The 23096-nt window shown below is 68.0% G+C and carries 11 protein-coding genes and 3 pseudogenes; 1 reads left to right on the forward strand and 13 read right to left on the reverse strand.

Annotated features, from left to right (window positions below):
• Positions 1-89: 89 nt before the first annotated feature.
• From ACZ501_RS25830 to ACZ501_RS25885, 12 genes and pseudogenes are all read right to left on the reverse strand, one after another.
• Complete coding sequence (locus tag ACZ501_RS25830; RefSeq protein WP_361602489.1) at positions 90-911, reverse strand: inositol monophosphatase family protein; 822 nt, start codon at positions 909-911, stop codon at positions 90-92.
• A 126-nt stretch (positions 912-1037) separates the two neighbouring features.
• A complete protein-coding gene (locus ACZ501_RS25835) occupies positions 1038-1667 on the reverse strand; it encodes a TetR/AcrR family transcriptional regulator (protein WP_361602492.1) in 630 nt (209 codons plus the stop codon).
• A 268-nt stretch (positions 1668-1935) separates the two neighbouring features.
• Positions 1936-4911 carry a right-handed parallel beta-helix repeat-containing protein gene (locus ACZ501_RS25840; RefSeq protein WP_468798460.1) on the reverse strand — a complete coding sequence of 992 codons (2976 nt, stop codon included), beginning with the start codon at positions 4909-4911 and terminating at the stop codon, positions 1936-1938.
• A 62-nt stretch (positions 4912-4973) separates the two neighbouring features.
• Positions 4974-5975 (reverse strand): TIGR03842 family LLM class F420-dependent oxidoreductase, encoded by a 1002-nt coding sequence (locus ACZ501_RS25845; protein WP_468798463.1) that lies wholly within the window; start codon positions 5973-5975, stop codon positions 4974-4976.
• 23 nt (positions 5976-5998) lie between these two features.
• A pseudogene (locus ACZ501_RS25850) lies at positions 5999-6934 on the reverse strand (amidohydrolase family protein); the annotation flags it as partial.
• A 327-nt stretch (positions 6935-7261) separates the two neighbouring features.
• Positions 7262-7770, reverse strand: a pseudogene (locus tag ACZ501_RS25855) (IS5 family transposase); the annotation flags it as partial.
• 53 nt (positions 7771-7823) lie between these two features.
• Positions 7824-8663 (reverse strand): hypothetical protein, encoded by an 840-nt coding sequence (locus ACZ501_RS25860; RefSeq protein ID WP_468798466.1) that lies wholly within the window; start codon positions 8661-8663, stop codon positions 7824-7826.
• Complete coding sequence (locus ACZ501_RS25865; RefSeq protein ID WP_468798469.1) at positions 8660-13354, reverse strand: AAA domain-containing protein; 4695 nt, start codon at positions 13352-13354, stop codon at positions 8660-8662. The genes ACZ501_RS25860 and ACZ501_RS25865 overlap by 4 nt, the downstream gene beginning before the upstream one ends.
• A gap of 473 nt (positions 13355-13827) precedes the next feature.
• Positions 13828-14313: a transposase gene (locus tag ACZ501_RS25870; RefSeq protein ID WP_468798472.1), complete on the reverse strand. Its 486-nt coding sequence runs from the start codon at positions 14311-14313 to the stop codon at positions 13828-13830.
• Between the two features lie 196 nt (positions 14314-14509).
• A complete protein-coding gene (locus ACZ501_RS25875; protein WP_468798475.1) occupies positions 14510-14866 on the reverse strand; it encodes a recombinase zinc ribbon domain-containing protein in 357 nt (118 codons plus the stop codon).
• Between the two features lie 235 nt (positions 14867-15101).
• Positions 15102-15333, reverse strand: a pseudogene (locus tag ACZ501_RS25880) (transposase); the annotation flags it as partial.
• Positions 15334-15416: 83 nt separating this feature from the next.
• Positions 15417-17477, reverse strand: coding sequence for a serine/threonine-protein kinase (locus tag ACZ501_RS25885; RefSeq protein ID WP_468798478.1), 2061 nt, complete (start codon positions 17475-17477; stop codon positions 15417-15419).
• A gap of 561 nt (positions 17478-18038) precedes the next feature.
• Between ACZ501_RS25885 and ACZ501_RS25890 the strand changes: the two genes are divergently transcribed.
• Positions 18039-21467 (forward strand): NACHT domain-containing protein, encoded by a 3429-nt coding sequence (locus tag ACZ501_RS25890; RefSeq protein WP_468798481.1) that lies wholly within the window; start codon positions 18039-18041, stop codon positions 21465-21467.
• Positions 21468-22033: 566 nt separating this feature from the next.
• Here the strand turns inward: ACZ501_RS25890 and ACZ501_RS25895 are convergent.
• On the reverse strand, positions 22034-23050 hold the full coding sequence (locus tag ACZ501_RS25895) for a TIGR03842 family LLM class F420-dependent oxidoreductase (protein WP_468798484.1): 1017 nt from the start codon (positions 23048-23050) through the stop codon (positions 22034-22036).
• Between the last annotated feature and the right edge of the window lie 46 nt (positions 23051-23096).

Genomic DNA, 23096 nt, shown 5'->3' on the forward strand with positions numbered 1-23096 from the left:
ACTGGCCCCAGCTTATTCCGCCCGCCCGCGCCCGCCGGGCCGTCCGCAGGCCGTCCCTTCCGGATCCTGCCTCCGCCCGCGGAGACGGCTCAGCCCCGCAGCAGGTCGCGGATGCGCCGGGCGGTGGCCTCGTCGCGTCCCACCGCGAACGGCAGCGCGTTGTCCCGGTCCACCCGGAAGGGCACGCCCTCGACCGTGCTCTGCGCCCCGCCAGCCTCGGCGACGAGCAGCAGTCCGGCCGCGTGGTCCCAGGCGGAGGGCCAGGTGAAGGCCAGCCCGTCCATCTCCCCGCGCGCCACCTTGAGGTACTCCAGACCCGCCGAACCGCAGGGGCGGGCGGCGATGCCGGGCACGTCGAGCCGGGCCAGGTTCCGGCGGTCCTCCTCCGAGGTGTACAGCGGGTGGGCCGTGGCCACGCGCAGGTCGGCGCCGGGCTCGGGCGAACCGCTGCGTATGCGCTCGCCGTTGACGTACGCGCCCTGCCCGCGCACGGCGGTGGACATCTCCTCCAGTGCCGGTGCGAAGGTCCAGGAGGCGAGGATCTCACCGCGCAAGGCGAGGGCCACCAGCGTGCAGAAGTGGGGGTCGCCGTTCACGAACTGCCGGGTGCCGTCGACCGGGTCGACGATCCACACGGGGGCGTCGGCGCGCAGCGCGGCGTAGACGTTCGGATCGGCGTGCACGGCCTCCTCGCCGACCACGGCGGAGCCGGGCAGCAGCCGGGTCAGGGAGGCGGTGAGGTGCTCCTCGGCCAGCCGGTCGGCGATCGTCACGAGGTCGTGCGGACCGCTCTTCTGGTCCACCTCGTGCTCGGCGAGCTGACGGAACCTGGGCATGATCTCGACCGCCGCGGCCTTGCGGACGGCTTCGTCGACAGCGGACGGGTCAAGGGCCGGATATTCATCGATCATGCCTCCAGCAAAGCACGCCCCGCCGACAAACCCCACGGCGATGCCCGTCGCCGGGCCGGACGCCGGGCGACGTTCCGGTGAACCGGCCCGCTCGGGACGGCGGATCTGCTCCGCGGGGCGGCGGGGTCAGCCTTCCTTGACCGCCGCCTCCACGAGCACCCGGGCCGCCCAGCGGATGGCCTCCTGTTCGGCCTCGGCGTCAAGGCCCCGGACGTCGCGCAGGGCGATCTGCGCCTCCCAGCCGACGACGATGGTCAGGGCCGAGATCAGGCGGCGGAACGACGCCTCGCTCAGCAGCTCGCGGAGCGGCTCGCAGGCCTCCTCCAGCCATTCGATCCGGCGCTGGGTGCGGCGCGGGCCGGCCGGTTCCTCTCCGTCGCCCACGGGCGGGTCGACGGTCAGCCGGATCAGCCGGCGGCCCAGGGAGAGGGACTGCGGGGAGTACTTCAGCAGGGTCCGGATGAGGGCGTCCACCCGGCCGGCGGCGTCACCGGCCAGCGCCGGGTCGCTCAACGCCTCCTCGACCGGCGGCTCGTTGAGGGCGCCGACGGTCGCGTCGATCATCAGGTGGTCGAGGCTCGGGAAGTACACGTAGACCGTGCGGCGCGACACGTCGGCCTCGGCCGCGATCTCGTCGACGGACGGCGACGCTCCGCCGGCGCTGAGGCGGACGGCCGCGTCGAGGATCGCCTTGCGGGTCCGGCGGCGCTGCGCTTCGCGCCCACCGCCGCGGCGAACTGGATCATCACTGGTCATCGCGTCCTGTCATCCCTCGGCTCGGTCGGCACGGATGGGCAACCGGTCTCGACGGTTACCCGGCCGGTAAGTATATCTTGGTGCACCCATTGCACAGCGGTGCAACCGAGGCCTAGACGGTCGGGGACCACGGCCATGTGACCTCACACGCGCACACCGTTGAGCGCACCGGCAGGACGGACGCCGCCACGGCGACGGTTGGCGGAACGCCACCAGCCACGGCCGCACGACCGGGGAACCATCCACGAGGTCACATGAGGGCGCTCGTCTACCGGGCGGCGTCCTCCGGCAGGAGGACGCAGAGATCGTCCATCGTCGCTTCACGGCCGACGCGTTCCAGCGCGGCGATGCGGCGGGCATGGGCGCTCTTGATCTCGTCGAAGAGCTTCCTGACCTCGCGGGCGCCGCCTTGGACGAACCTCTCGGGGTCGGTGGCGATCCGGGCGCGGACCGCCTGGAGCGTGGCGTCCGGGGTCTCGAAGCCGGAACGCTCCGCGTGCTGGGCCAGGATGGTGAGCAGTTCCCCGGGGCTGTAGGCGGGGAAGGCGATGGTGGCCGAGAACCGGGAGGCCAGGCCGGGGTTGACGTCGAGGAAGGCCGTCATCTCGTCGGTGTAGCCGGCGGCGATCACGACCACCTCGTCCCGGTGGTCCTCCATCAGCTTCACCAGGGTGTCGATAGCCTCCTGCCCGAAGTCGTGTCCCGTTCCGCCGGGGCGGGCCAGGGTGTAGGCCTCGTCGATGAACAGGACGCCACCACGGGCGCGTTCGAACTGCTCGGCGGTCTGGAGGGCGGTGCTCCCGACGAACTGGCCGACCAGGTCGCTGCGGGACACCTCGACCACCTGGCCCCGGGCCAGGACGCCGAGAGCGGCGAGCAGGGAGCCGTACAGCCGGGCGACGGTGGTCTTCCCGGTGCCGGGCGGGCCGGAGAAGATCAGGTGGCTCGGCATCGGGTCGGCGGGAAGGCCGGCCTCCCGACGTCGCCGGGTGGTGATGATCAGGTCGGTCAGGTCGCGGATCGCCGCCTTGATGCCCTCCAGCCCGACCATGGCCGAGAGCTCGCCGAGGATCGTGTCCAGCTGCCCGGAATCCCTGGCCTCCGCGAACCGTGCGCCCAGTCCGCGATCGACGACGCCGTCCAGGTCGTCGGGCAGGAGCAGGACCAGCTCGCCGGGTGAGGGGGTTTCCTCGCGGTCGGCCAGCCTGAGTGCCTGCTGTTCGAGGGCGGCCTCGAAGATCCGCCGGGCCTCCCGTCCGTTGCCGAAGGTCTCGGTGCGCCGGACCTGCCGGAAGTGGGCCGCCAGCGCCGCCCGGGTCGGCTCGGCAAGCTGGAAGCCGTACTGCCCGGCCAGTCCCTCGAAGATGCCGACCAGCTCGTCCGGGCTGTAGTCCTCGAACTCGATGGTCCGGGAGATCCGCGACTGGAGGCCCGGGTTGGCGGACAGGAATTCGCGCATCTCGGCCGAGTATCCCGCGAAGACGACGACCACCTCCTCCCGGTGGTCCTCCAACAGCTTGACCAGAGTGTCGATCGCCTCCTGGCCGAAGTCGGTTCCGGTGCCGAACCGACGGGAGAGGGTGTAGGCCTCGTCGATGAACAGCACCCCGCCGCGGGCCCTGTTGAAGACCGCGGTGGTCATGGCGGTCGTCTCGCCCAGGTGCGACCCGACCAGGTCGGCGCGGGAGACTTCGGTGAAATGGCCGCCGGCGACCACGCCCAGCGCGGCCAGCAGCCGGCCGTAGACACGCGCGACGGTCGTCTTGCCGGTACCCGGGGAGCCGGAGAACACCATGTGCCGGCCGATCACCGGCCCTTCGGGCAGCCCCGCCGCCCGGCGCTGCTCGGCGACCCGCAGGAACTTGACCAGCTTGCGGATCTCGTCCTTGACCTCCCGCAGCCCGACCATGGCGTCCAGCTCGGCGAGGAGGCCGTCCACCGCCTCGGCCGTCACGGGCGTCCGGGCCCGGGCGGGCTCGGTCCGTGCGGGCGCCGCAGCCGGCGGGGGCGGGGCCGTGGCCTGCGCCGAGGCGGCCGCCGCCGCGGGCGGGACATTCAGGCGGTCTTCCGCCTTGTTTCCCTCCGCCACGAGTTCCCGGATCTCGACATGGGAGCCCTGCGCGGTGATGATCCCCGGGCCGTCCGTACCGGTGACCTCGCAGCCTTGAATCACCACCCGGGCCCCGGCGTCGACGCCGATGCCGGCCCGGCCGTTGCGCGCCACCACAGTGCCGTTCATGATCAGGGAGCCGTCGCCGGTGACGCCCACTCCGAGGTCGGACTCCGCGACCGCTCCCCTGACCAGGGCCACCCTGCCCCCGTCTCCGGCCAGGATCCCGTGCGCGGCGGCCCGTACGACCTCGCAGTCGGTGAGGGTGGCGGTCGACCGCTCGTCCGCCATGGCCCCGTTGCGTCTGGCATCCCTGACGGTCATCCGGGCGGCGGTCAGTGCACCGGAGGTCGTGCACCAGACGCCGTCGACCGCCGGCTCCGTGATGAGGAGGCCGTGGACATCGGCCTGCCCACTGTCACGCACCACCAGACCGCACTGGGTCGAACGGTGGATCTCGCTGGCCCGGATGGTGGCCTGCGCATGTTCCCGCACCAGGATCCCCGCCTGTCCGGTCTCCTCGACCCGGCACTGTTCGATCAGCGCGTTCACTCCCGAGGCCACGAGGATGCCGTGATCCACAGCGCCGTGCACCCGGGTGTTGCGGACGCTGACCCGGCTGCCGTCCCGCAGCGCGATACCGCAGAGGGCGGAGCCGATCACCGAGCTCTCCTCGATCAGGCCGGCGGCATCGGAGTAGACGACGGCCCCCTCACGTACGGTGCTGCGCTGGAGGAAGAGTTCGGCCCCGCCCCAGGCGCCGACGGCGTTGCCGGACTTGGCGAGGAGCTCACAGTCCTCCACCACCGCCGTGCCGCCCACCGCGTTCAGCGCCCGCCCGGTCTCGTGCCAGTTGCGCAGGACCAGGCCGCGCAACGTCATATGGCCTTCCACCTGGAAGTTGTACGAGGCGGACCCGTCGATGACGACCGATCCGCGGCCGCCGAGCGCGTTGATGGCGACCGTGCCCCAGCAACGGAGCCCCTCGGTCCGGTAGTGGCCCGGCGCGACGTCGATCAGGAGGGGTCCGGCAGGCCTGGGGAGTTCGAGTGCGTCGAGGATCGTCCGCAGCCCCCTCGGGTCCGTCTGCGACACCAGCAACCTGAACATCAGCCCCCCGTTTACCGCGGCCATCCGGGCTCCTGATCGTATGTCAGGAGCGCGGGTGCCCGAGGAGCCGGTCCGTTCGGGGGCAGTCAGCCGGCGAGGGCCGGAATGATCTGCGCGCCGTAGGCGTCGATGACCGTCTCGCGTGCGTCGTGCATGTCGTAGACGGCGAACTGGTCGACGCCCAGGTCGCGCAGGGCCCGCAGCTTCTCGATGTGGGCCTCGGCCGGGCCGAGGAGGCAGAAGCGGTCGACGATCTCGTCCGGGACGAAGTCCGTGGACGGGTTGCCCGCGCGGCCGTGGTGGGAGTAGTCGTAGCCCTTGCGGGCCTTGATGTAGTCGGTGAGGGCCTCGGGGACCATGTCGGAGTGTTCGCCGTAACGGGTGACGAGGTCCGCCACGTGGTTGCCGACCATTCCGCCGAACCAGCGGCACTGGTCGCGGGCGTGGGCCAGGTCGTCGCCGACGTACGCCGGGGCCGCCACGCAGATGGTGATCGCGTCCGGGTCCCGGCCGGCCTCCTTCGCCGCGGCGCGTACCGCCTTGACCATCCACTCCGTGAGGTAGAGGTCGGCGAGCTGGAGGATGAAGCCGTCGGCCTTCTGTCCGGCCAGGGCCAGGGCCTTCGGGCCGTAGGCGGCCATCCAGACGGGGAGGCGGCCCTCCTTGATCCAGGGGATGCGGATGGGGTTGCCGTCGACGAGGGCCTCGCGGCCCTCGGCCAGGTCGCGGATCACGTCGATGGCCTCGCCGAGCCGGGCCAGGGTGTTGGGGGCCCGGCCGGCGACCCGCATGGCCGAGTCGCCGCGGCCGATCCCGCAGACGGTGCGGTTGCCGTACATGTCGTTGAGGGTGGCGAAGGTGGAGGCGGTGACCTCCCAGGTGCGGGTGCCCGGGTTGGTGACCATGGGGCCGATGTGCAGCTTCCGCGTGTTGGCGAGGATCTGGCTGTAGATGACGAACGGTTCCTGCCAGAGGACCGCCGAGTCGAAGGTCCAGCCGTAGCGGAAGCCGTTGCGCTCCGCGCGTTTCATGAGGCTGACGACCTGGGAAGCGGGCGGGTCGGTTTGCAGGACGAGGCCGAAGTCCATGGCTGGCTGCTCCTTGCGTGCGCTTACAGGTACTGGCAGGTGGAGCGGGGGACGAAGACTCCGTGGCCGGCCCGGCCGGTGTACTCGCGCCGGTCGATGACGAGTTCTCCGCGCGAGAGGACCGTGTCGACGCGTCCGGTGATCCGCCTGCCCTCGTACGCCGAGTAGTCCACGTTCATGTGGTGCGTCTCGGCGGAGATGACCTGCTCGGCGTGCGGATCGTAGAGGACGATGTCGGCGTCCGAGCCCGGCGCGATGGTGCCCTTCTGGGGGTAGATGCCGAACATCCGGGCCGGGGTCGCGCAGGCGATCTCGATCCAGCGGCGGCGGCTGATGTGCCCGTCCAGGACCGCCTGGTGGAGGAGGTCCATGCGGTTCTCCACCCCCGGCAGCCCGTTGGGGATCTTCGAGAAGTCCCCGCGGCCCAGCTCCTTCTGGCCGCGGAAGCAGAACGGGCAGTGGTCGGTGGAGACGACCTGGAGGTCGTTCGTCCGCAAGCCCCGCATCAGCGCCGCCTGGTGCTCGCGCGGCCTCAGCGGCGTGGAGCAGACGTACTTGGCGCCCTGGAAGTCCGGCTCGGCCAGGTTGTCGGTGGACAGGAACAGGTACTGCGGGCAGGTCTCGCCGAAGACGGGCAGGCCCTTGTCGCGGGCGGCGGCCAGTTCCGCGACGGCCTCCTCCGCCGAGACGTGGACGACGTACAGCGGTGAGCCGGCGACCCGGGCGAGCTGGATCGCCCGGTGGGTCGCCTCCGCTTCGAGCAGGACCTTGCGGACCTCGCCGTGGTGGCGGGGGTCGGTCTCCCCGCGCGCCAGGGCCTGTTCGACGAGGACGTCGATGGCGATGCCGTTCTCGGCGTGCATCATGATCAGCCCGCCGTTCCCGGAGGCCCGCTGCATCGCGCGCAGGATGCGTCCGTCGTCGCTGTAGAAGACGCCGGGGTAGGCCATGAAGAGCTTGACGACTCTAGGAACCCTCAAAAGCGATGCATTGAGCGTTATGAGAGTTTCGATGCGCCGCGGCTAACGAGACGGCGGGGTCCGGACCTGCGGCTCTTACCCCCAGTGCACCCATCGAAGCGCATGCTGGGCCCCAATGGGAGGCCACCGGGCCCTGGTGGCCCGCCCGCCTTTCGCGGACGGGCCATCAGGGAGAATGCGCCTCAGGAAGCGGCGTGGTCCCGCTTCTGTTGGGCTCGGCGCCGCAGGTCCCTGACTACCTCGCGCCAACGCCAGGAGTCGTCCCGGGTGTACTTCTCGTGGCTGCTGGGCTCCCAGTCCGCGAACTGGGGTGCGTGCCCCACTGGCCTGGGGTGATCAGCAGGGCCAAGGGGCGGCAGCCACCCTCGCCGGCGAAGTGGATCTTGCAGGTCAGGCCGCCCCGGGACCGTCCGAGCCCCTCGTCGGGGCGGTGGTTTCGGGGCGTCGTTCCCTTTTCGGAACCCTCGGGGCGGCCTTGCGGCCCTGGCCGCGTGCTGGTGGACCCGGCACGTGGTTGAGTCGGCGTCCACCATGCCCCAATCGAGCCGGCCCGCCAGGTCGGTGTCGGCCTGGACCGACTTCAGAATGCGGTCCCGGGTGCCGTCGGCGGACCAGCACCGGTGGCGTTCGTAGACCGTCTTCCAACTGCCGTACCGCTCGGGAAGGTCCCGCCACGGGATCCCGGTCCGCACCCGGAACAGGATCCCTTTGACCACCTGCCGATGGCCGCACCAGCGACCACCGCGCAGGCCCGCGGCGGGCAGATGCGGCTCAAGCCGCACCCACTCTGCATTCGTCAGATCACCCCGCCCCATGCCCGACCTAACGACCGGACAATCACACAGTCACAAGATCTGCCGGACAGAACCTAACGGGGGTGACTGGCGGCCAGGTCGTTTAAAGCTCCGTTGACGACCCACCAAGAGACATTGAGGGTGTCGCGGTCGGGCTTGTGTTCCTCTCGGAACTCGCGGTGGGGGTGGACGAAGTTGCGGTAGTCACGCAGCGTGTGACTGTAGCTCGTGGCGTCCGCGTCGATCCATCGCTCGCGCGAGCAGATGTCGATCAGCTCCCCAAGGCTGACACGCTTGAGGTCCCGTCGGCTCAGGATTGAAGCGTCGCGTTCCTGAATGACTGTCAGGAGAACGCCTTCAAGCAAGGAGCCAAGCATGATGACGGCAGCGATGTGAGCTCCATTGGCAAAGCAGGTGCGGGCCTCGTCGAGGCGGTGTTGCAGGAGCTGCGCCATACGCTCATCGGCAACGATTTCGGCCATGGTGGCCTTCAACTCGACCGGGGCCTGCTCTCCCGGGTGTCCGAGTGAGGGGTCGCAGGCCACCAGGCGGGGTCGTCCTCCGGGGTTCTCAAGACGGAGACCTTCGTGGACGAGAAAGACGTTGACCGCGTGGAGGACCTTGGCCAGCTGGTGGGGTTCCTCGTAGTACTCACGGGCATCGGCGAGGCGCAACAGTACCTGCTCGATGGCCGCGTGGTCGGCGCGGCGTTCCGTGAGGCGGTCCAGGGTCCATTCGCTGCGGGACTCGCCGTCGAAGTCGAGGACGTTGCGCCAGCCGGCATTCTCGAAGAAGCGGGTCAGATCGCGAGTACCGCGGTAGTAGAGGTGGTCGTCGCCGCAGATGACTCGTGCCAGCTCCTTGATGGTGTTGGTGTCCAGGGTGCGAGTGCCATTCTCCGGTGCGTGGGTCATGCGCTCTGTTCCAGTTCCTCTGGGGCGTCATCCCCGCCGTCGCCGGAGAAGTCGCTCAGTTCGGTGGGGTTGCTCATTTGGATGTCCCGCGATGATTCGCTGCCGGAAGCGGCAGCCGGCTCGGCGTCATACAGTTCGTCGCTTTCGGGTGCCTCGTCTTCCTCTTCGTGATCCGAGCCCCTCAGGTCGAGGGGGCTCCACTCAGGCGATTCCTCGCGCGTTGCTGTTCGGAGCGCGTATTCGGCAGGTTGGATGTCCAGGCGGTTCAGTTCGGACCACAGCCCGGTGAGTGCCTCGTCCGGGTCGAAGCGGAACTCGCTCTCAGGGATTCGGTAGAACTCCCAGCCCACCCTGCGTAGTTCTCGGTCGCGCTGATGGTCGCGTTCGATCTGCTCGCGGGTCGTGTCGTGGAAGTAGGCTCCGTCGCACTCCACGGCAAGACGTCCGCGTGCGCCGACGACAACGAGGTCGATCTTCTTGGTACCGGCCGGATACTGTGGCAGCACGTGGTATCCGCGTCCCTTGAGTCGCAGATAGACCTCTTGCTCGAACATCGACTGGAACGGCGCCTGCATGACGTCGGGTGATACGAAGCCGATGTCATGCACGACGGAGAGGGCAGCCGGCGGGTTGTGCATGTAGGTGATCAGGTTCAGGCGCATGTCGTTGGGCTTGAGGCGGTCCACCGGCACTGAATGGAACAGCCACATCTGGTCCTGGGCGCGGCTGGCGGCCACGTTGTACGCCTGCTGTTCGCTACGGGCACCGCCTGCGCTCTTCGGTGGGTCTGTGACCACCATGGACAGCAGGATGACGTGGCGCTCGTCGCCTTGGAACGAAGCGGCGTTGCCTACCTGGATGCGATGGTGTTGGCGGACAGCGGGGGCGATGCGCTGCTCGATCAAGGCCTGGATGTATCTGGTCTGGCCGTGGCCTTGCAGGACGATCACACCGATCGTCTTGTCACGGTAGGCCGCATCCTCGGTCATGCGCTCGAGGGTGTCTACGATGGCTTCGGCTTCCCTCGGGTTGTGGATGCGAACCTCGCGCCCGGCCGTTGCCGCGTCCTCGACGTAGGTGACACGCAGAGGATCCAGGCGCTCGCCCCCGTACTGGCGGAGCGGCAGGAGGGAGTGGTCGTAGAAGTTGGCCGATGACCAGTTGATGATCTCCGGGACGCAGCGGAAGTGTTCATCAAGGCGGATGACTTCGGGAAAGAACGAGCTGAGCAGGCCGTAGAGGTTGGTGTGTGGCATGTACAGCTCGCGGACACCGGAGGGCATGTCGTGGAGGTAGGCGGCGAGTTTGTCGCGGATGGCCTGGTGACGGCCGAAGCCGGTTGATGGTGGTGAGCACTGCTTGTCGTCGCCGACGACGATGACGCGCGGCGCGAGCCAGAGCAGGAAGAGGGCGTCCATGCTGGCCTGGCTTGCTTCGTCGACGATGACGACGTCGAAGCTGTTGTGGCCGGTCTGCACCATTTCGGCAACGTCCGCGATGGGCATGACCCAGGCGGGTACGGCGCCCTGGGCTACACGCATGCGTTCCTTGGCGGCAGCGCGCAGCCGGTCGGCGCTGCGGCCCGTGCCGCGGCCGAGGCTGGACATGTGGGTTTGGTACATCTGCAGGGCCGACCGCTGTTCGGGGGTCATGTTCTTCAGGCAGTGCAGCCGGCCCCAGGTCGCGGCAAGCTCGCCGGTGACCTCCTCCAGGAGGCTCTCCTGCTGGCCGAGTTCCGTGTCCAGCCTCTGTTCCAAGCCGGGCGTGCGGCGAGCAGCCACGAACTTTGCGGCTCTAGCCCATGCCCAGGCACGCTCGATCTGAGCCAGTTGTTCGTCCCACTGCGGGTCATGGGCTTCTTCCAGCAGGCGGGCGGCGAGCACGGGGTGGGCGGTGCGAATCTGGTCGAGCAGGCGACGGCAGTGGCTCCTGCGTGCATCGCGATGGTGGGCGGCGTACAGATCTTCGACGGCTTTGACGTAGGCGGCGGAGTCCTGTTCGCGAAGCGCGGCCGACAGGGCGCGCGCCTCCGAGGCCGGCTGTTGCCCGTCCTCGGTAGCGCTCAAGTACTGGTCCCAGGAGATGAGCTGGGCAAGCGCTTCGTCAGCAGCACGCCTGTGGGCAAGAGCACCTGCTGCGTGGGTAAGGATCTGCCAGGCAGTTCGCGTGGTCAGGCCGAGCCTGACGTTCTGACCGACGAGGATCCGATCAATGTTTTCCCTGGCCTGCACAAAGGCTGAGATGTGCTCCAACTGCTGCTGGCGGTGGTCCAGCTCCGCAAGGATGACTTCGAGGTCTCCTTCGGGCAGGGATGCCTTCACCTGCTTCCATCGCACCGCGACGACGTCCAGGGCGATGTGGGCACGCAGGTACGCCAGGACGTGCTCGAGGTCGTCAACGGTGCGCGGACTCTGACCGTCGATGGTGCACAGAGTCAGGAGGTCATGGGCGTTCTTCTGCTCACGTGAGGCGAGCGACATGAACCGCTCCCGCACACGCGGCTGGCCCTTGGTCTGCAGATGCTTGAGGAGGTCCTGCCCGGACGTAGCCATGCTTCCGGCTTTCTGTGCATCGAGGCCGTCGGGCAGGTGCACGCTCCGCACTCCGACCGAGTCGAGTGCGTCGCGCGCCCGGGTGATGTATTCCGCGGTGTCCTCGACTCGCTTCCACAGCAGCGTCTGGGGGCGTGCCAGGCGCTCGGTGAGTGCCCGGCACACCCACGAATCCTCCTCCCACCGGGACGGGTCCGCGGGAAGACCGAGGTAGTGCAGTGCAGTCGCCGCATTGTCCAGGTGCCCTGCGATGTCATCGGTCAGCGAAGGATCCAGCCCGGCCAGGACGTCGCGCAACTGCAGGGTCTGTTCGTCCAGGCCGTGCGATGTCAGGCGGCTCGCAGCGAAGGTCGCGTCAACCAGGTCAGAGTCCGGCAACTCCTCGACAGAGGGCAAGGCTCCGCCGATACGGGGTTCGCCCGCGCCCTCTCGCAGCAGCACCAGCAGTTCCTGGGCCTGCTGAGCCGACAGCGGCGACTCTTCGGGCACGTTGTCGGCCAAGGATCCAATCCAGCTAAGTGACGGCTGGTGGTCCAGGACTCGCTGCACGATCTCGGCCAGGGTGCCGGCGTAGCCGGGTGCCACCCCTTGGTAGCGGTACTCCTGCTCTCGTACCGATAACAGCTGGTCGGTGAGGGTGCCGATGCGGCCCTGGATGTCCAGGCGCCGTCTGGTCAAGCGGTTGATCTCCGCCTGCAGTGTCTCGGCATCGGTGCTGGCCACCTGCTTGGTCAGCGCTGTCACGGTCCGTTCCAGTTCGCTGGTGCCGTTGTTGCTGCGGGTGGAACTCAGCAGCAGCACGCACAGGTCCCTGACGGGTTTGGGGAGTTTGTCGCGCAGTACGGCGAGCGGCTGGTCACGGGCGCTGGTGACCAGGACCCGCTGGCCCTCTGCGAGCAGAGCCGACACCAGGTTGGCGATCGTGTGCGTCTTACCCGTGCCCGGCGGGCCCTGCACGACGACACCGGTGTCCTTCTGCAGCCGGCGCAGCACCCTGCGCTGCTGCTCATTCGTCTTGCCTGGAAAGAGCGGATCGCCCTGGAAGAGCGGAGCCTGCCCCAGGCCATGCCCATCCCAGGCCGCGCGCTCCTCGGCGCTCAGCCCGTCCAAGACCATCTGGGCCAGGCCAAGGGGCGCGTACTCCTCCGCTGCGATGGTCTCCGCGATCTTCCCGTACAGGCGCAGCAGGGCGTTCAGATTCCGAGGCCGCATCACCAATGCAGGGGCGTACGTCACCCGAGACACGGGCTCGGGCGACCCGGGTGGCTGCCATCGGGCGCTGAAGGCGATTCGGTGCTGATAGGCGCGGTCCTGCCACTTGGAGAGCAACTCAAGCGCGTCCGGGTCCAGTGGGTGTACAGCGCTGGAGGCGATGTCATCGCCCAGGACCGCGGACTGCTCCCGGATCCAGCCGTCCCCGGAGTCCAGGAAGTCCTGGTCCTCGAGGCGCATCGCCCCCTCCGCCGACAGCCGCACCGTCACCTCGGCAGTTCCGCGGTGCACTGACGTCTCCACCCGCTGGACAAGCAGATGCCGGTGTACCGCGTCCTGCCCCGGCTTTTCCCACGTCAACAAGCCCACCGCCAAGACCAGCTCGACCCGGTCGTCCTCCAGCGCGAGCCTTTGATGCCAGCCATAGACCAGGTCGTACAAGGCGCGCAGTGGCTGCTCACGCCTCTCCTTCTGCGCCCAAGTCCGCCAGCGGTTCAGCCACGACCCGTATGCGCGCAGCACCTCCGCCGCCTCATCCCGGGCGATAACAGCCGGCTCATCGTCGCGAAGTGTTCCCGCCGGAACCGGCAGCCTGCTGTGGGCTGGCCCTTCATCAGCCAGCGGCGGGTCTTCTGCCTCGGGGTCCAAGCACGCGAGCGGGTCGATCCAGCCTTCCAGGAGTTCCGGGAGGTCCGGCGGCGGTTCCTGCGGAACGTGCTTGAGCTGTAGCAGCACGCCGTCCTCACGGACACCGGGCTTACGGATTTGGGCGGGCAGATCTGCCAGCCAAAGCCGCTCCCTCCCACGGCCACGGTCATCTCGCTGGCGCTGATGGCTGCTGCGCACCATCTCCTGCAAAAAATTCACCAGCCCGGTGGTCCTGGCCAGGACATCCGGATCTGCGGCATGGCGGCGCACGGCGCTCATCGCTTCCCCTCCGTGTGGTGACGAACGTTTCAGGATGAGGTAGCAACTTGCGTTGCACCCACCCTTCACACAGGATGGCTGAAACTAAGCAATAGGCTGCGGCTGTTTGGTGTCTGAAAGGCACGCCTTCCCTGTCTGGTGCATACGACTACGGGTGGCACCCAGAATTGCGCGCACGCACAGGGTTACCAAGTCACGGCGGGACAGGACTACTCCCGGGCAAGACCTCAAGCATCCTCATCCAAGACCATCGTCGTGACGTGAACTCACCTGTTCAAAAGCTGCAGCGACGATGCATTCAGGCCAGAAGAAGCGATACCGATCGCGACTGGCGTGCCCGCACAGCCTCTGGGTGCGGCTCGCCGGCCAGAGGTGATGACGCCCGGGAAAGTCCAAAGCCGAAAATCGGACCCGCAGTCCTGGCCCGGGGCAACCGGGAACGGGGATGACGAAACAGCAAGCACCAACGGCGCTCACCAACAGCCCGAACTCTCCGAGTGCGTGATCAGGCTTGCATCGAACCTGCAACTGATATTGATGTCCGGCAGCACGTACTGCGGCGGTACCGCAGTGCCCTGGTAGTCCCCCAGCGCACTCACTGCGCGCTGCCAGTGCCCGTCATGCAGGTAGCTCAAGGCACGCTGATAGACACTGCGCGCGTGCTGCCCCTGCAAGACATGCATCGGAAGCGAGTCCCACCGAATACCGTGGCGCACCTTGTATAGAGATGCCTCGAAGACCACTCGCGGCGGAAGCACACGCGTCTTCTTCTGCGGCTTAGGGAAGCACGAAGCCACCTGGGCCCACTGCTCGTCAGTAAGGGGACACGGTACCGCACGGTGGTGCTTGCCGAACCATGCCTCGAACGGGCATCCCGTACCGCGGACTGCTCCGGGAACCTCGGTGACGATGCGCACCTTGAGGTCCAGCAGGTCCAAGAGCTCGAACCGCTGCTTCACGGACAGCAGGCCCAAGCGGCGCTGCACGTCCAGGCCGTTCGCCAGCGCTTGATTTGCTCGCGCCTCCTGCTGCTGCGCCGCCGCCAGGCGGTCCGCGACGGCGCTACGCAGGTATAGCAGCTGCAGCTCGCTACTCGCGAAGTCATCCCTGATCTCGGCGAGAGCTGCTCGAAAGTCGTCTGCGATACAGGAGTAGTTACCTTCCTTCTTCTGTTGTGCGGGCCGCCGCCAGCGCGACGAGCTTCTTCTTCCTCACCCGTCGGCTGCGTTCGATTCGTGCGTCCAGATCTGCGAGGCGTCCGCCGAGCGACGTCGTCTGGCCGGGACCAAGACCAAGTACGGCGCCCGCCAGGGACTGGAGCAGAATACGGTCGGCGAGGAAATTGGTGATTTCGTGCCACACCACGTCCTCCAGTGGGCCAGTCAAGATCTCCTGACACCTGCAGGGCGGGTCGGATCGACGCCCGGTGCACCGATAGGCAGTACGCCCGCGGTCTTCCCTGTGAGCCCCGATGTAGTGGCGCCCGCACAAGGAGACGACCCGGCCCGACACGTCTCTTGTTAAGCGTACTCAAGGGGTGCAGAGTCGATGAACGCTGATCTCAGGTGCGCTGCCGTTCGCATTTCGTTCATGCCCATACACTTCTTGCACTACACGTCATCGAACCCGTTCACCCCTGCGTCGAACGACACCAGCGGGGGCGAGCAGAAGCCGTTGCCTCATCGAGCCGAAGGCCGGCAGGACGCAGGACTGGACAGCTTTCGGAGTCAATAGCACACACATGGACGCGTAAGTGCTCGCGGATCCCGCGTGACGAGTAGGCCTTGTCGGCCAGCACGACCATGGGCCGGGTGCTAGGTCTGCCTGCGGGCCTGGCGACTCGGATGACGGCCATGGAACTGCGTGAACGCGGGTGCGTCGCCGGCCTGGCCGGGTGTGTCGACGAATGCCAACGGCCGGCAGTTGCCGTCGGCGGCGAGGTGGATCTTCGTGGTCAGTCCGCCGCGGGACCGTGCGAGGGCATGGTCGGCCGGCTCGCCTGCCGGGGCCCCTTTTTTTGACGGGCAGTCGGCGGCGTTGTGGACGTCAAGTCCGGTCCCGGCTACTGGCGGGCGACAGCCGCACGTATCCGATGGTCAACGCGAAGGTCATGCGTCAGGTGACGGAAGTGCGTCACACATTGCGGATGCTGTCGCAGCATCGCCGCCACTGAGCTGGCGGCGTCTCCACTCAGGGGCGACCACCACGAGAAGATCTCAGCCTGGCCTTTCTCGTTGTCCAGAAGAGGCATCCATTCGAACGCGCCAGCGCAGCACGCCTCCAGAAGGTCAAGTTCACCCGCCCGGGCCGCCCCCTCCGCGATGCGGGCCAGCCACCTGATGGTGGTGGCGAGTTCGTCCGAACCGTGGGAAGCGTGGGTACCGAAGAGCGTCGCCATCGCGGATACGACCTCGACTGCACGAGGGGCGTCCGCCAGCAGGTCCGCCATGATCGAAGCGATGGGAACCTTGATCAACACGTCGAAGTAGAGAGCCGCATCGTCAGGATGCGTCGCGGCGAGCGCCAGGAGGTCCGCCCCCGCTCCATGCGACCCGTCGGACAGTTCCCGAGAGAGGTACTCCCCGCGCAGAACAGGGGACTCCGGGGGCCCGTCCAGCTCTTGCGTGATGAAGTCGAGGAACGCGGCCACCGTGGCCGGGCGTCGCTCCGGATCTCTCTGGGTCGCCTCTCGGACGATCGCACGCCACGGGCCCGACTTGGGGATCAACGGATGGTTTACGAGGGGCATCTCGCCTGTGACAGCCCACCCGATGAGCTGACCCAGGCTGTAGATGTCGGCAGTGGCGCCTACATGGTGCGCATCGGTGTAGAGCTCGGGGGCCGCAAAGCCCTCGGAACCCAGAAAGACCCCGACGCGAGTCCGCTGCGGATCGGTCGTCTGCCCCGGAGGGCGCCGCGCGATCCCCCAGTCAGCGAGGACCCAGCGGCCTTCCAGACATAGCACGTTGGACGGCTTGATGTCCCTGTGGACCCACCCCGCGCGATGCGCGACGGCAAGGACCGAGCAGAGAGATTCCAGAAGGGAACGAAGAGTCGCGCCATCCGTGAACTGCTCCCGGTGGTTCTCGGCGGTGGCCTCCGCGTACGGCATGACGAACCAGTTGTTCTTCGGATCAAAGTCCAGGACCGGCATCGCGTGCGGGTGCCCGTTGAGGCGACGTCCGCATTCGATCTCCCGTGCCATGCGGGCCACCTGACGAGTAGGTGGATACTTGCCCCGCAGCTTCTTCAAGGCAACGATCTCGCCACTTGGCTTGTACACCGCCTTGAAGACGTCTCCCTGGCCTCCGCTGACGAGGGGGAGCCGTTCGCATTGGTAGTCCTTGCGCTCGCCCCGCCTGGAATGTCTGGTGATCTTTCCGCCTTCTGGCGCGACCAGCGGCCTACCAGCCATTTCCTCCAGTTCCCCGACTCCTGAGAAGAGGGTGATCCGGTGGCGCGTGTTGGCGATGGCATCAGCAAGGCTCGCCGAGGCCGGCGCGTTCGAACCCGTCGGCCGCCGGGGAGCAACGACGTCCCGGAAGACTTCCTCGGGGGCGAACCCCGCAGCGAGGTACTGGAGCACCTCGAACTGATCTTCAGGAAGGAACGGACGGAAGGCCTCGAACTGCGCCTTGTCCGTGATCGTGCGAATGGCTTGCAGGGTCTGACCGTCGATACCGAGCTCTCTGAGCGCCCTGGCAGAGAACCTCGCGAAGAGGGTCGTCGGGACGTGAGTAGCCGCTTGTGAGGTGGCCAGCCGCTCCATGGCCATGACATCCCGTACCTCCAGGCTTCCCGTGGCCGAGTTCACGGTGAAGAGCCGGTTGGCAGCCCATTGCATGGCCTGGTCGTGCGGCAACACCTTGAGGAGAAGGAAGGTCTCGCTCCCGTCGTCGGGCGCAAGGACTACGCCCCTCCAGAAGGCCGTGATGCGGACTGTCCTCATCCGCGGGTCACGAGCGAAGCGTGCTACGGACAGCCCAAGTCCCTTGTCCATAAGCAGCTCGGTCATCGTCAGCGTCTGGAACTTAGTCATCGCCTTGCGGACCCCAGCCCGGACAGGCTTCTCCAGCAGCTCATACTCGGCCCAGAAGGTATGCGCGAAAGCAAGCTGAGGCAAAGGTGACGCTCCTGCGTTGGAGACGGGTTGTCCGACTCCAAGATATCGCTCTGGTCGCGGCCGAGATCGACAAGAACTGGACGACCAGCTCTTGCAAGTTGAATCACCCCCGCACCCTGGGACTCGTTGTCCGGGGACGTGGCGGCTCCTAGCCGAAGCAGCAGCACGTCACTGTGCTCCACCGCCACCTGGCCCACGACTACGAAACCCGCCCCGCTCCGTGGCCGTGGTCCCCCTCTCCACGACCGACCTCATAGCTCGCCGTCTCACAGGCGAGAGCATCATCTTCTGGCGTGATCCGGTAGCAGGACATCAAAGCCGCATCTCGGGATGAAACAACATGATAGATCGACCTCTTACTATGGGGCGACGCCCCGCCAGGTCCGGGGCAGGCAGTGTGGGTCGGGCGGACGGGGTGCGGTCGAGGTGAGCAGTGCGGGGCGAGCCGGGGAGGTCGGCAGTGTCTTCCGGTGCGAGCTGGCCGCGCATCTGGCCGTGCACGGGCTCCGTGGTCGGCCGGTCTCGGGGCTGGACATGCCGCCGGGAGTCTGGCCCGTCCGAATGGACTTCGAGACCAGCGATCCCACCGACGACATCCGTGTCATCTTCTCCGACGGGCGTCGCGCCTACATGTCCGCGAAGCGGAAGATCGACCGGGGGCGTCCACTGGAAGAGACGCTGACGGGGTGGGTGGGACAGGTTCCAACACTCGGTCCTGACGATCTTCTGGTCATTGCAGGCGAGGAACTCGTCGGGCCGGTTAAGAACCTCGACCGGGCCCTGCGCCGCCACCGTGCCGGCCTCCGCATGGAGACCAGTGACGAGTCCAGCGCCCTCGCCCTCCTCACCGACCGGATTCCGCCACGGGTCCGCGGAGTCGTCCTCGACCGTGCACGTGTCCTCCACCTACCCGGCTCAACCGGACCGGCACCACACCGGGATCTGCTGGCCGCCCTGATGGACCTCGTGGTCGCGGACGCGCGCGGGCACCGTGCCGTGAGTGTCCTGGCCGATTTCTTCCACCGGCAAGCGGGCGAGGCGCTCGGGAGTTCCGCCGAGGAGTGGGTAGACGCCCTGGCCGCTGCAGGGGTGACCGTTCTCCCGGACCAGGGGGGTCCGATGGCGATGCGCCTTGCCTCCCGCCAGAAAGCCGTCGCCATGTACCGCACCCGGCTCACGGCGGAGGCCGGGCGGATCGACCTCAGCCTGCTCGCCGATGACCTCCCACCCCTCGTCGTCGACGACCTCGTCGGCGGCCTCCGGATCGACGTGGAGGGCGAACGCACCTCCACCTCCCTCCTTCGCCGCCTGAGGCGCTGGCGCCGCATGGTCATCGTGGGGCAACCGGGCTCGGGGAAGTCGGTGGCGGTGCGGGAGATCGCGGCCCACTGCTCCAGCCGGGCCGACGCCCCCGTCCCGATCCCTGTGTCACTGCCACGCCTTCTGAAGAGACACCCAGACCGCCTGACCATCGACGGCCTGATCGACGACGCCGTGGCCGGCACCGTGCCGGACACGGACCGGGCCCCACTCGCCTCCTACCTCCAGGAAGAAATTGGCCGCGGGCGGGCGCTCGTCCTCTGCGACGGGCTCGACGAATGCGGGGCGCGCGCACCTTGGGTCGCACAGCAGCTCCAAGAGATCCTCACGTCTTTGGAACCCTCGTGCGGATTCGTGGTGACGACCCGGGCGCACGCACAAGGGGCCGCTGCCAGGCTCAGCCTGCCCCGGGTGGAGCTCGCTCCCCCACAAGATCTCCGTGCGACGGTCGACAGCATCCTCGTCGCATGTGCCGAGGTACGGATTCTCAGGCCGGACCGAGCGACCTTCCTGGCAACACGACGCGCCTGGATCGAGGACGCGAAGGAGAAGCACAAGCACCTGCTCGCTGTGCCGCTGCTCGCCGCTCTGCTCGCTCTCATCTGCGCGAACACGCCAGACACCGACCTCCCCAAGGGGCGTGCAGCGCTGTTGCACCGCGCGGTGGAACAGTCCGTGCACAGGTGGGAGCAGCTGCGAGGGACCCTCGCCCCAGCCCGACCCTGGGCACCCGCGCTGACGACGGGCATGCTCCTCGACGGGTTCGTCACACTCGGAAGGCTCCTCGACGGCGGAGCCACCCCGCCAGCCGCACACGCCCTCCAATCCCTGACCGACATGCTGAGGGACCCCCTCCGATGGGCCATGCCACCCGCCGCAGCAGCGGAGGTGGCCGAGCACGTGCTCCGGTTCTGGGATGAGCACGTCGCCGTGTTCGTTGTCAACGGAGCAGGCGAACTCACCGCACGGAGCAAAGTCTTCGCTGAAATCGCCACAGCCATGTGGGCACAGTCTTGCGGAGCCGAGGATCTGCGAAACTGGCTACGCCACGCCCTCAGTCACACGGACTCTGACGGAGCGATCGCACTCGCCTCCGGACTCGATCCCCGTACGGCCGAGGCTCTGCTCGATATCGGCGTGACACGGCGGGAGGCCACGCTCATGGTCGCCGATCTCGCGGAGCATGGTGTCCTGACTCTTTCCGACGGCGAGATAGACCGGGCCCTGGGCCAGTTGACGGACGGAGCCCTCGGCGCGCTCACGGGTGAGCCGATCCTCCCGCGCGGCCCCGGAAAACCCCCGGAGTTCTTGCCGGCGCTGTGGGACAAGACCCGCGCCGCGGGTCCATGGCCCTTCGTGCAGGCCGCGTGCCTTCTGGCCCTGCCGCCAGCGTCTCGGCAGCGCCGGGCGGACCTCGTGGCCCGCTCCGGGCTCGACGGCACCTCCGAGTCAATCGCCCGGACCCTGTGCGCGCTGACGGACGCCCGCACGGACAGGTCCCCCTTGAACAGGGAAGCGATCGACCTGCTCCGCGCGGTGCTGGCGCTTCCCCTGCCACAGGACTCCGAGATGGTACAGAAAGGGCGGCGCAGCTGGGAGCTGGTCGGGGGAGGGCCCCTCACACCGGGGCTGGGACAGGTCGCCTTGGGCGCGGCCGAACATCTGGGTGAGCTTTCCGACGATGCAGGTGAGCGCGTGTTCGCCCTCGCGATGCACGCGTCGGGGCGTGTCGCCGAGAGGATCTTCGCCGCGTTGGCGCGCACGGGGTTCGACACGCGTCGGCGGTGGGGCAACATCGCTGCCGGGCTGCAGGACTGGGTTTCCTCCGTGTGGGACGACAAGGCGGCCCTTCTCTCAGACCTCGTGTCGCTTCACAGTTCGTGTCCGGAGCCCAAGGATGCGGACTTCTGGTCGCTCACCGCCCTCGGCAACCTTCTCGCGGCAACTGGATACTCCGACTCTCCCGCGAGCCAGATCAATCGCGCCTTCACCCGGGACGGCACAGCAAAGCGCCGCGCCTGGCTCGACGCGACGGCGGACGCGTACGGCATCAACAAGGCGGCCGTGGCAGCCGAGGCGCGTTACCTCCAGCAGATCACTGCGCGCGGTCGCCTGCTGGACGAATGGCTCATCGCAAGCACACCGCCCCTGGTCAAGCCCTCGCTGCTCCCCAGTGTCGGGGAGGTTCTCACTGACTCCCAGCAGACGGACTTGTTGGGGTGTCTGGAAGCCGACTCGTCGTGGATGGCGTGGTCGGCGGCGAACGTGCTCATCAACCTGGTGGGAGGTCACGTTCCGTGGGACGGCCAAGAGCTGTTCGACAGAGATATGGCCCATTGGCCTCGCCACCGGGCGGGCCTTTTCCACAGCGTCGCCATCATGACCTCAGGCGATCGGCGCCCTTCGCTCCTGGCACGGGCCGGTTACTCGGAGTCGGCAGACCACCGATGGGCGGCGATGATGCTGATCTCCGTAGTACCAAGTCTCGACCCCGACGGCTCGATCGAGGCGGCGCTACGCCAGGACGCCGACCTGTCGGTCCGTCCGCAGGACGCGCATCAGGTCACGCCCGCCCCCACCCACTGGAGTTGCGACCACTGCCGGTCAGTTCAGCAGGTGGACGCCGAGGACTGTCCGGGGTGCGACGAGGGTGTGCGCCCTCGGCCCTGAGGGGTGAGGCAGCACTGATGGCCGGGCGGCGACGTGTCAGGAAGAGACGACTGGGAACCAGGCATGCAGATCAACGAGAAGCTCGTCGTCTTCGAGCAGGTGCCCGGAGACCTCCTTCGTAGCACCTTGGAGTAGTACCGACGGGGACGGGAGGGGTACGAGACTAACGGGGCAAGGTTGGCGTCCCACGCCAGCCACTTTGCCCTCCCTGTTCACCCCTGCCGGTGTACCACCTCCTAGTGAGGCCGGCAGGTGGGCACGTCCTCTGGCATCAGCCGGGCTAGGCTCGCCCGGCCCGTAGAGACGCGTGGCTGGAGTCCACGGCCAGCCGGCGTTCCACGGAGTCCGGGGTGGCTCATGCCTGGTGCCCGAGGCCGCCACCAGAGCACCGCTTCGGCTGCTACGACGCCGGCTCCCGGGCAGCAGCCTCAGCCCGGCCGCCCAATTGGTTCCCACCGCCGGACGGACCAGCGTCGCATGGTAGCCAGCGCTGGAGGGCGCGGACGGCCGCGCGTGGTGGAGCCGTTGAGGCGGAAGGGTCGACCGTCTCGAAGGATTTGGCGACGCTAACCGTTGACAGCCGGAATCACGTGCTGCCCGTACGCGTCGATGGTGGCCTCCCGTGCGTCGTGCATGTCGTAGACGGCAAACTGGTCAACTCCGAGGTCGCGGAGGGCGCGGAGCTTCTCGATGTGGGCCTCGGGCGGGCCCAGGAGGCAGAAGCGGTCGACGATCTCGTCGGGGACGAAGTCGGTGGACGGGTTCCCGGCGCGGCCGTGGTGGCTGTAGTCGTAGCCGTGGCGGGCCTTGATGTATTCGGTGAGTTCGTCCGGGACCATGCCCGAGTGCTCACCGTACCGACCGACGAGGTCGGCTACGTGGTTGCCGACCATCCCGCCGAACCAGCGGCACTGGTCGCGGGCGTGCGCGAGGGCGGACGTCGAGTCGTCGGCCGTGACGTAGGCGGGGGCGGCCACGCAGATGGTGATCGACTCCGGGTCTCGGCTGGCATCAGTCGCGGCCTGCCGGACCGCCTTGACCATCCATTCGGTGAGGAACGGGTCGGCAAGCTGGAGGATGAAGCCGTCGGCCTTCTGGCCGGTCAGGGCGAGGGCCTTGGGGCCGTACGCGGCCATCCAGACGGGGAGTCTCCCGTTCTTGATCCACGGGATCTGCAGCTGCTTGCCGTCCACGAGCGCCTCGCGGCCCTCGGCCAGATCGCGGATGACGTCGATGGCCTCGCCCAGGCGGGCCAGGGTGTTGGGGGCCCGGCCGGCGACCCGCATGGCCGAGTCGCCGCGGCCGATCCCGCAGACGGTGCGGTTGCCGTACATGTCGTTCAGAGTGGCGAAGGTGGAGGCGGTGACCTCCCAGGTGCGGGTGCCCGGGTTGGTGACCATGGGGCCGATGTGCAGCTTCCGCGTGTTGGCGAGGATCTGGCTGTAGATGACGAACGGTTCCTGCCAGAGGACCGCCGAGTCGAAGGTCCAGCCGTAGCGGAAGCCGTTGCGTTCGGCGCGCTTCATCAGGCTGATCACCTGGGAGGCGGGCGGGTCGGTCTGCAGGACGAGGCCGAAGTCCATACGTCGCTCCTTGCTGGGGAGTACGGGCCCGGGGCATGCGGGCCCC

This window comes from Streptomyces sp. NPDC034085 (assembly GCF_055575555.1).

Bases quoted from the DNA above. Each gene is read 5' to 3' on its own strand.
- ACZ501_RS25830 (WP_361602489.1), bottom strand. From the start codon at position 911: ATGATCGATGAATATCCGGCCCTTGACCCGTCCGCTGTCGACGAAGCC.
- ACZ501_RS25840 (WP_468798460.1), bottom strand. From the start codon at position 4,911: ATGGCCGCGGTAAACGGGGGGCTGATGTTCAGGTTGCTGGTGTCGCAG.
- ACZ501_RS25865 (WP_468798469.1), bottom strand. From the start codon at position 13,354: ATGAGCGCCGTGCGCCGCCATGCCGCAGATCCGGATGTCCTGGCCAGG.
- ACZ501_RS25895 (WP_468798484.1), bottom strand. From the start codon at position 23,050: ATGGACTTCGGCCTCGTCCTGCAGACCGACCCGCCCGCCTCCCAGGTG.
- ACZ501_RS25835 (WP_361602492.1), bottom strand. From the start codon at position 1,667: ATGACCAGTGATGATCCAGTTCGCCGCGGCGGTGGGCGCGAAGCGCAG.
- ACZ501_RS25860 (WP_468798466.1), bottom strand. From the start codon at position 8,663: ATGACCCACGCACCGGAGAATGGCACTCGCACCCTGGACACCAACACC.
- ACZ501_RS25890 (WP_468798481.1), top strand. From the start codon at position 18,039: ATGGACTTCGAGACCAGCGATCCCACCGACGACATCCGTGTCATCTTC.
- ACZ501_RS25845 (WP_468798463.1), bottom strand. From the start codon at position 5,975: ATGGACTTCGGCCTCGTCCTGCAAACCGACCCGCCCGCTTCCCAGGTC.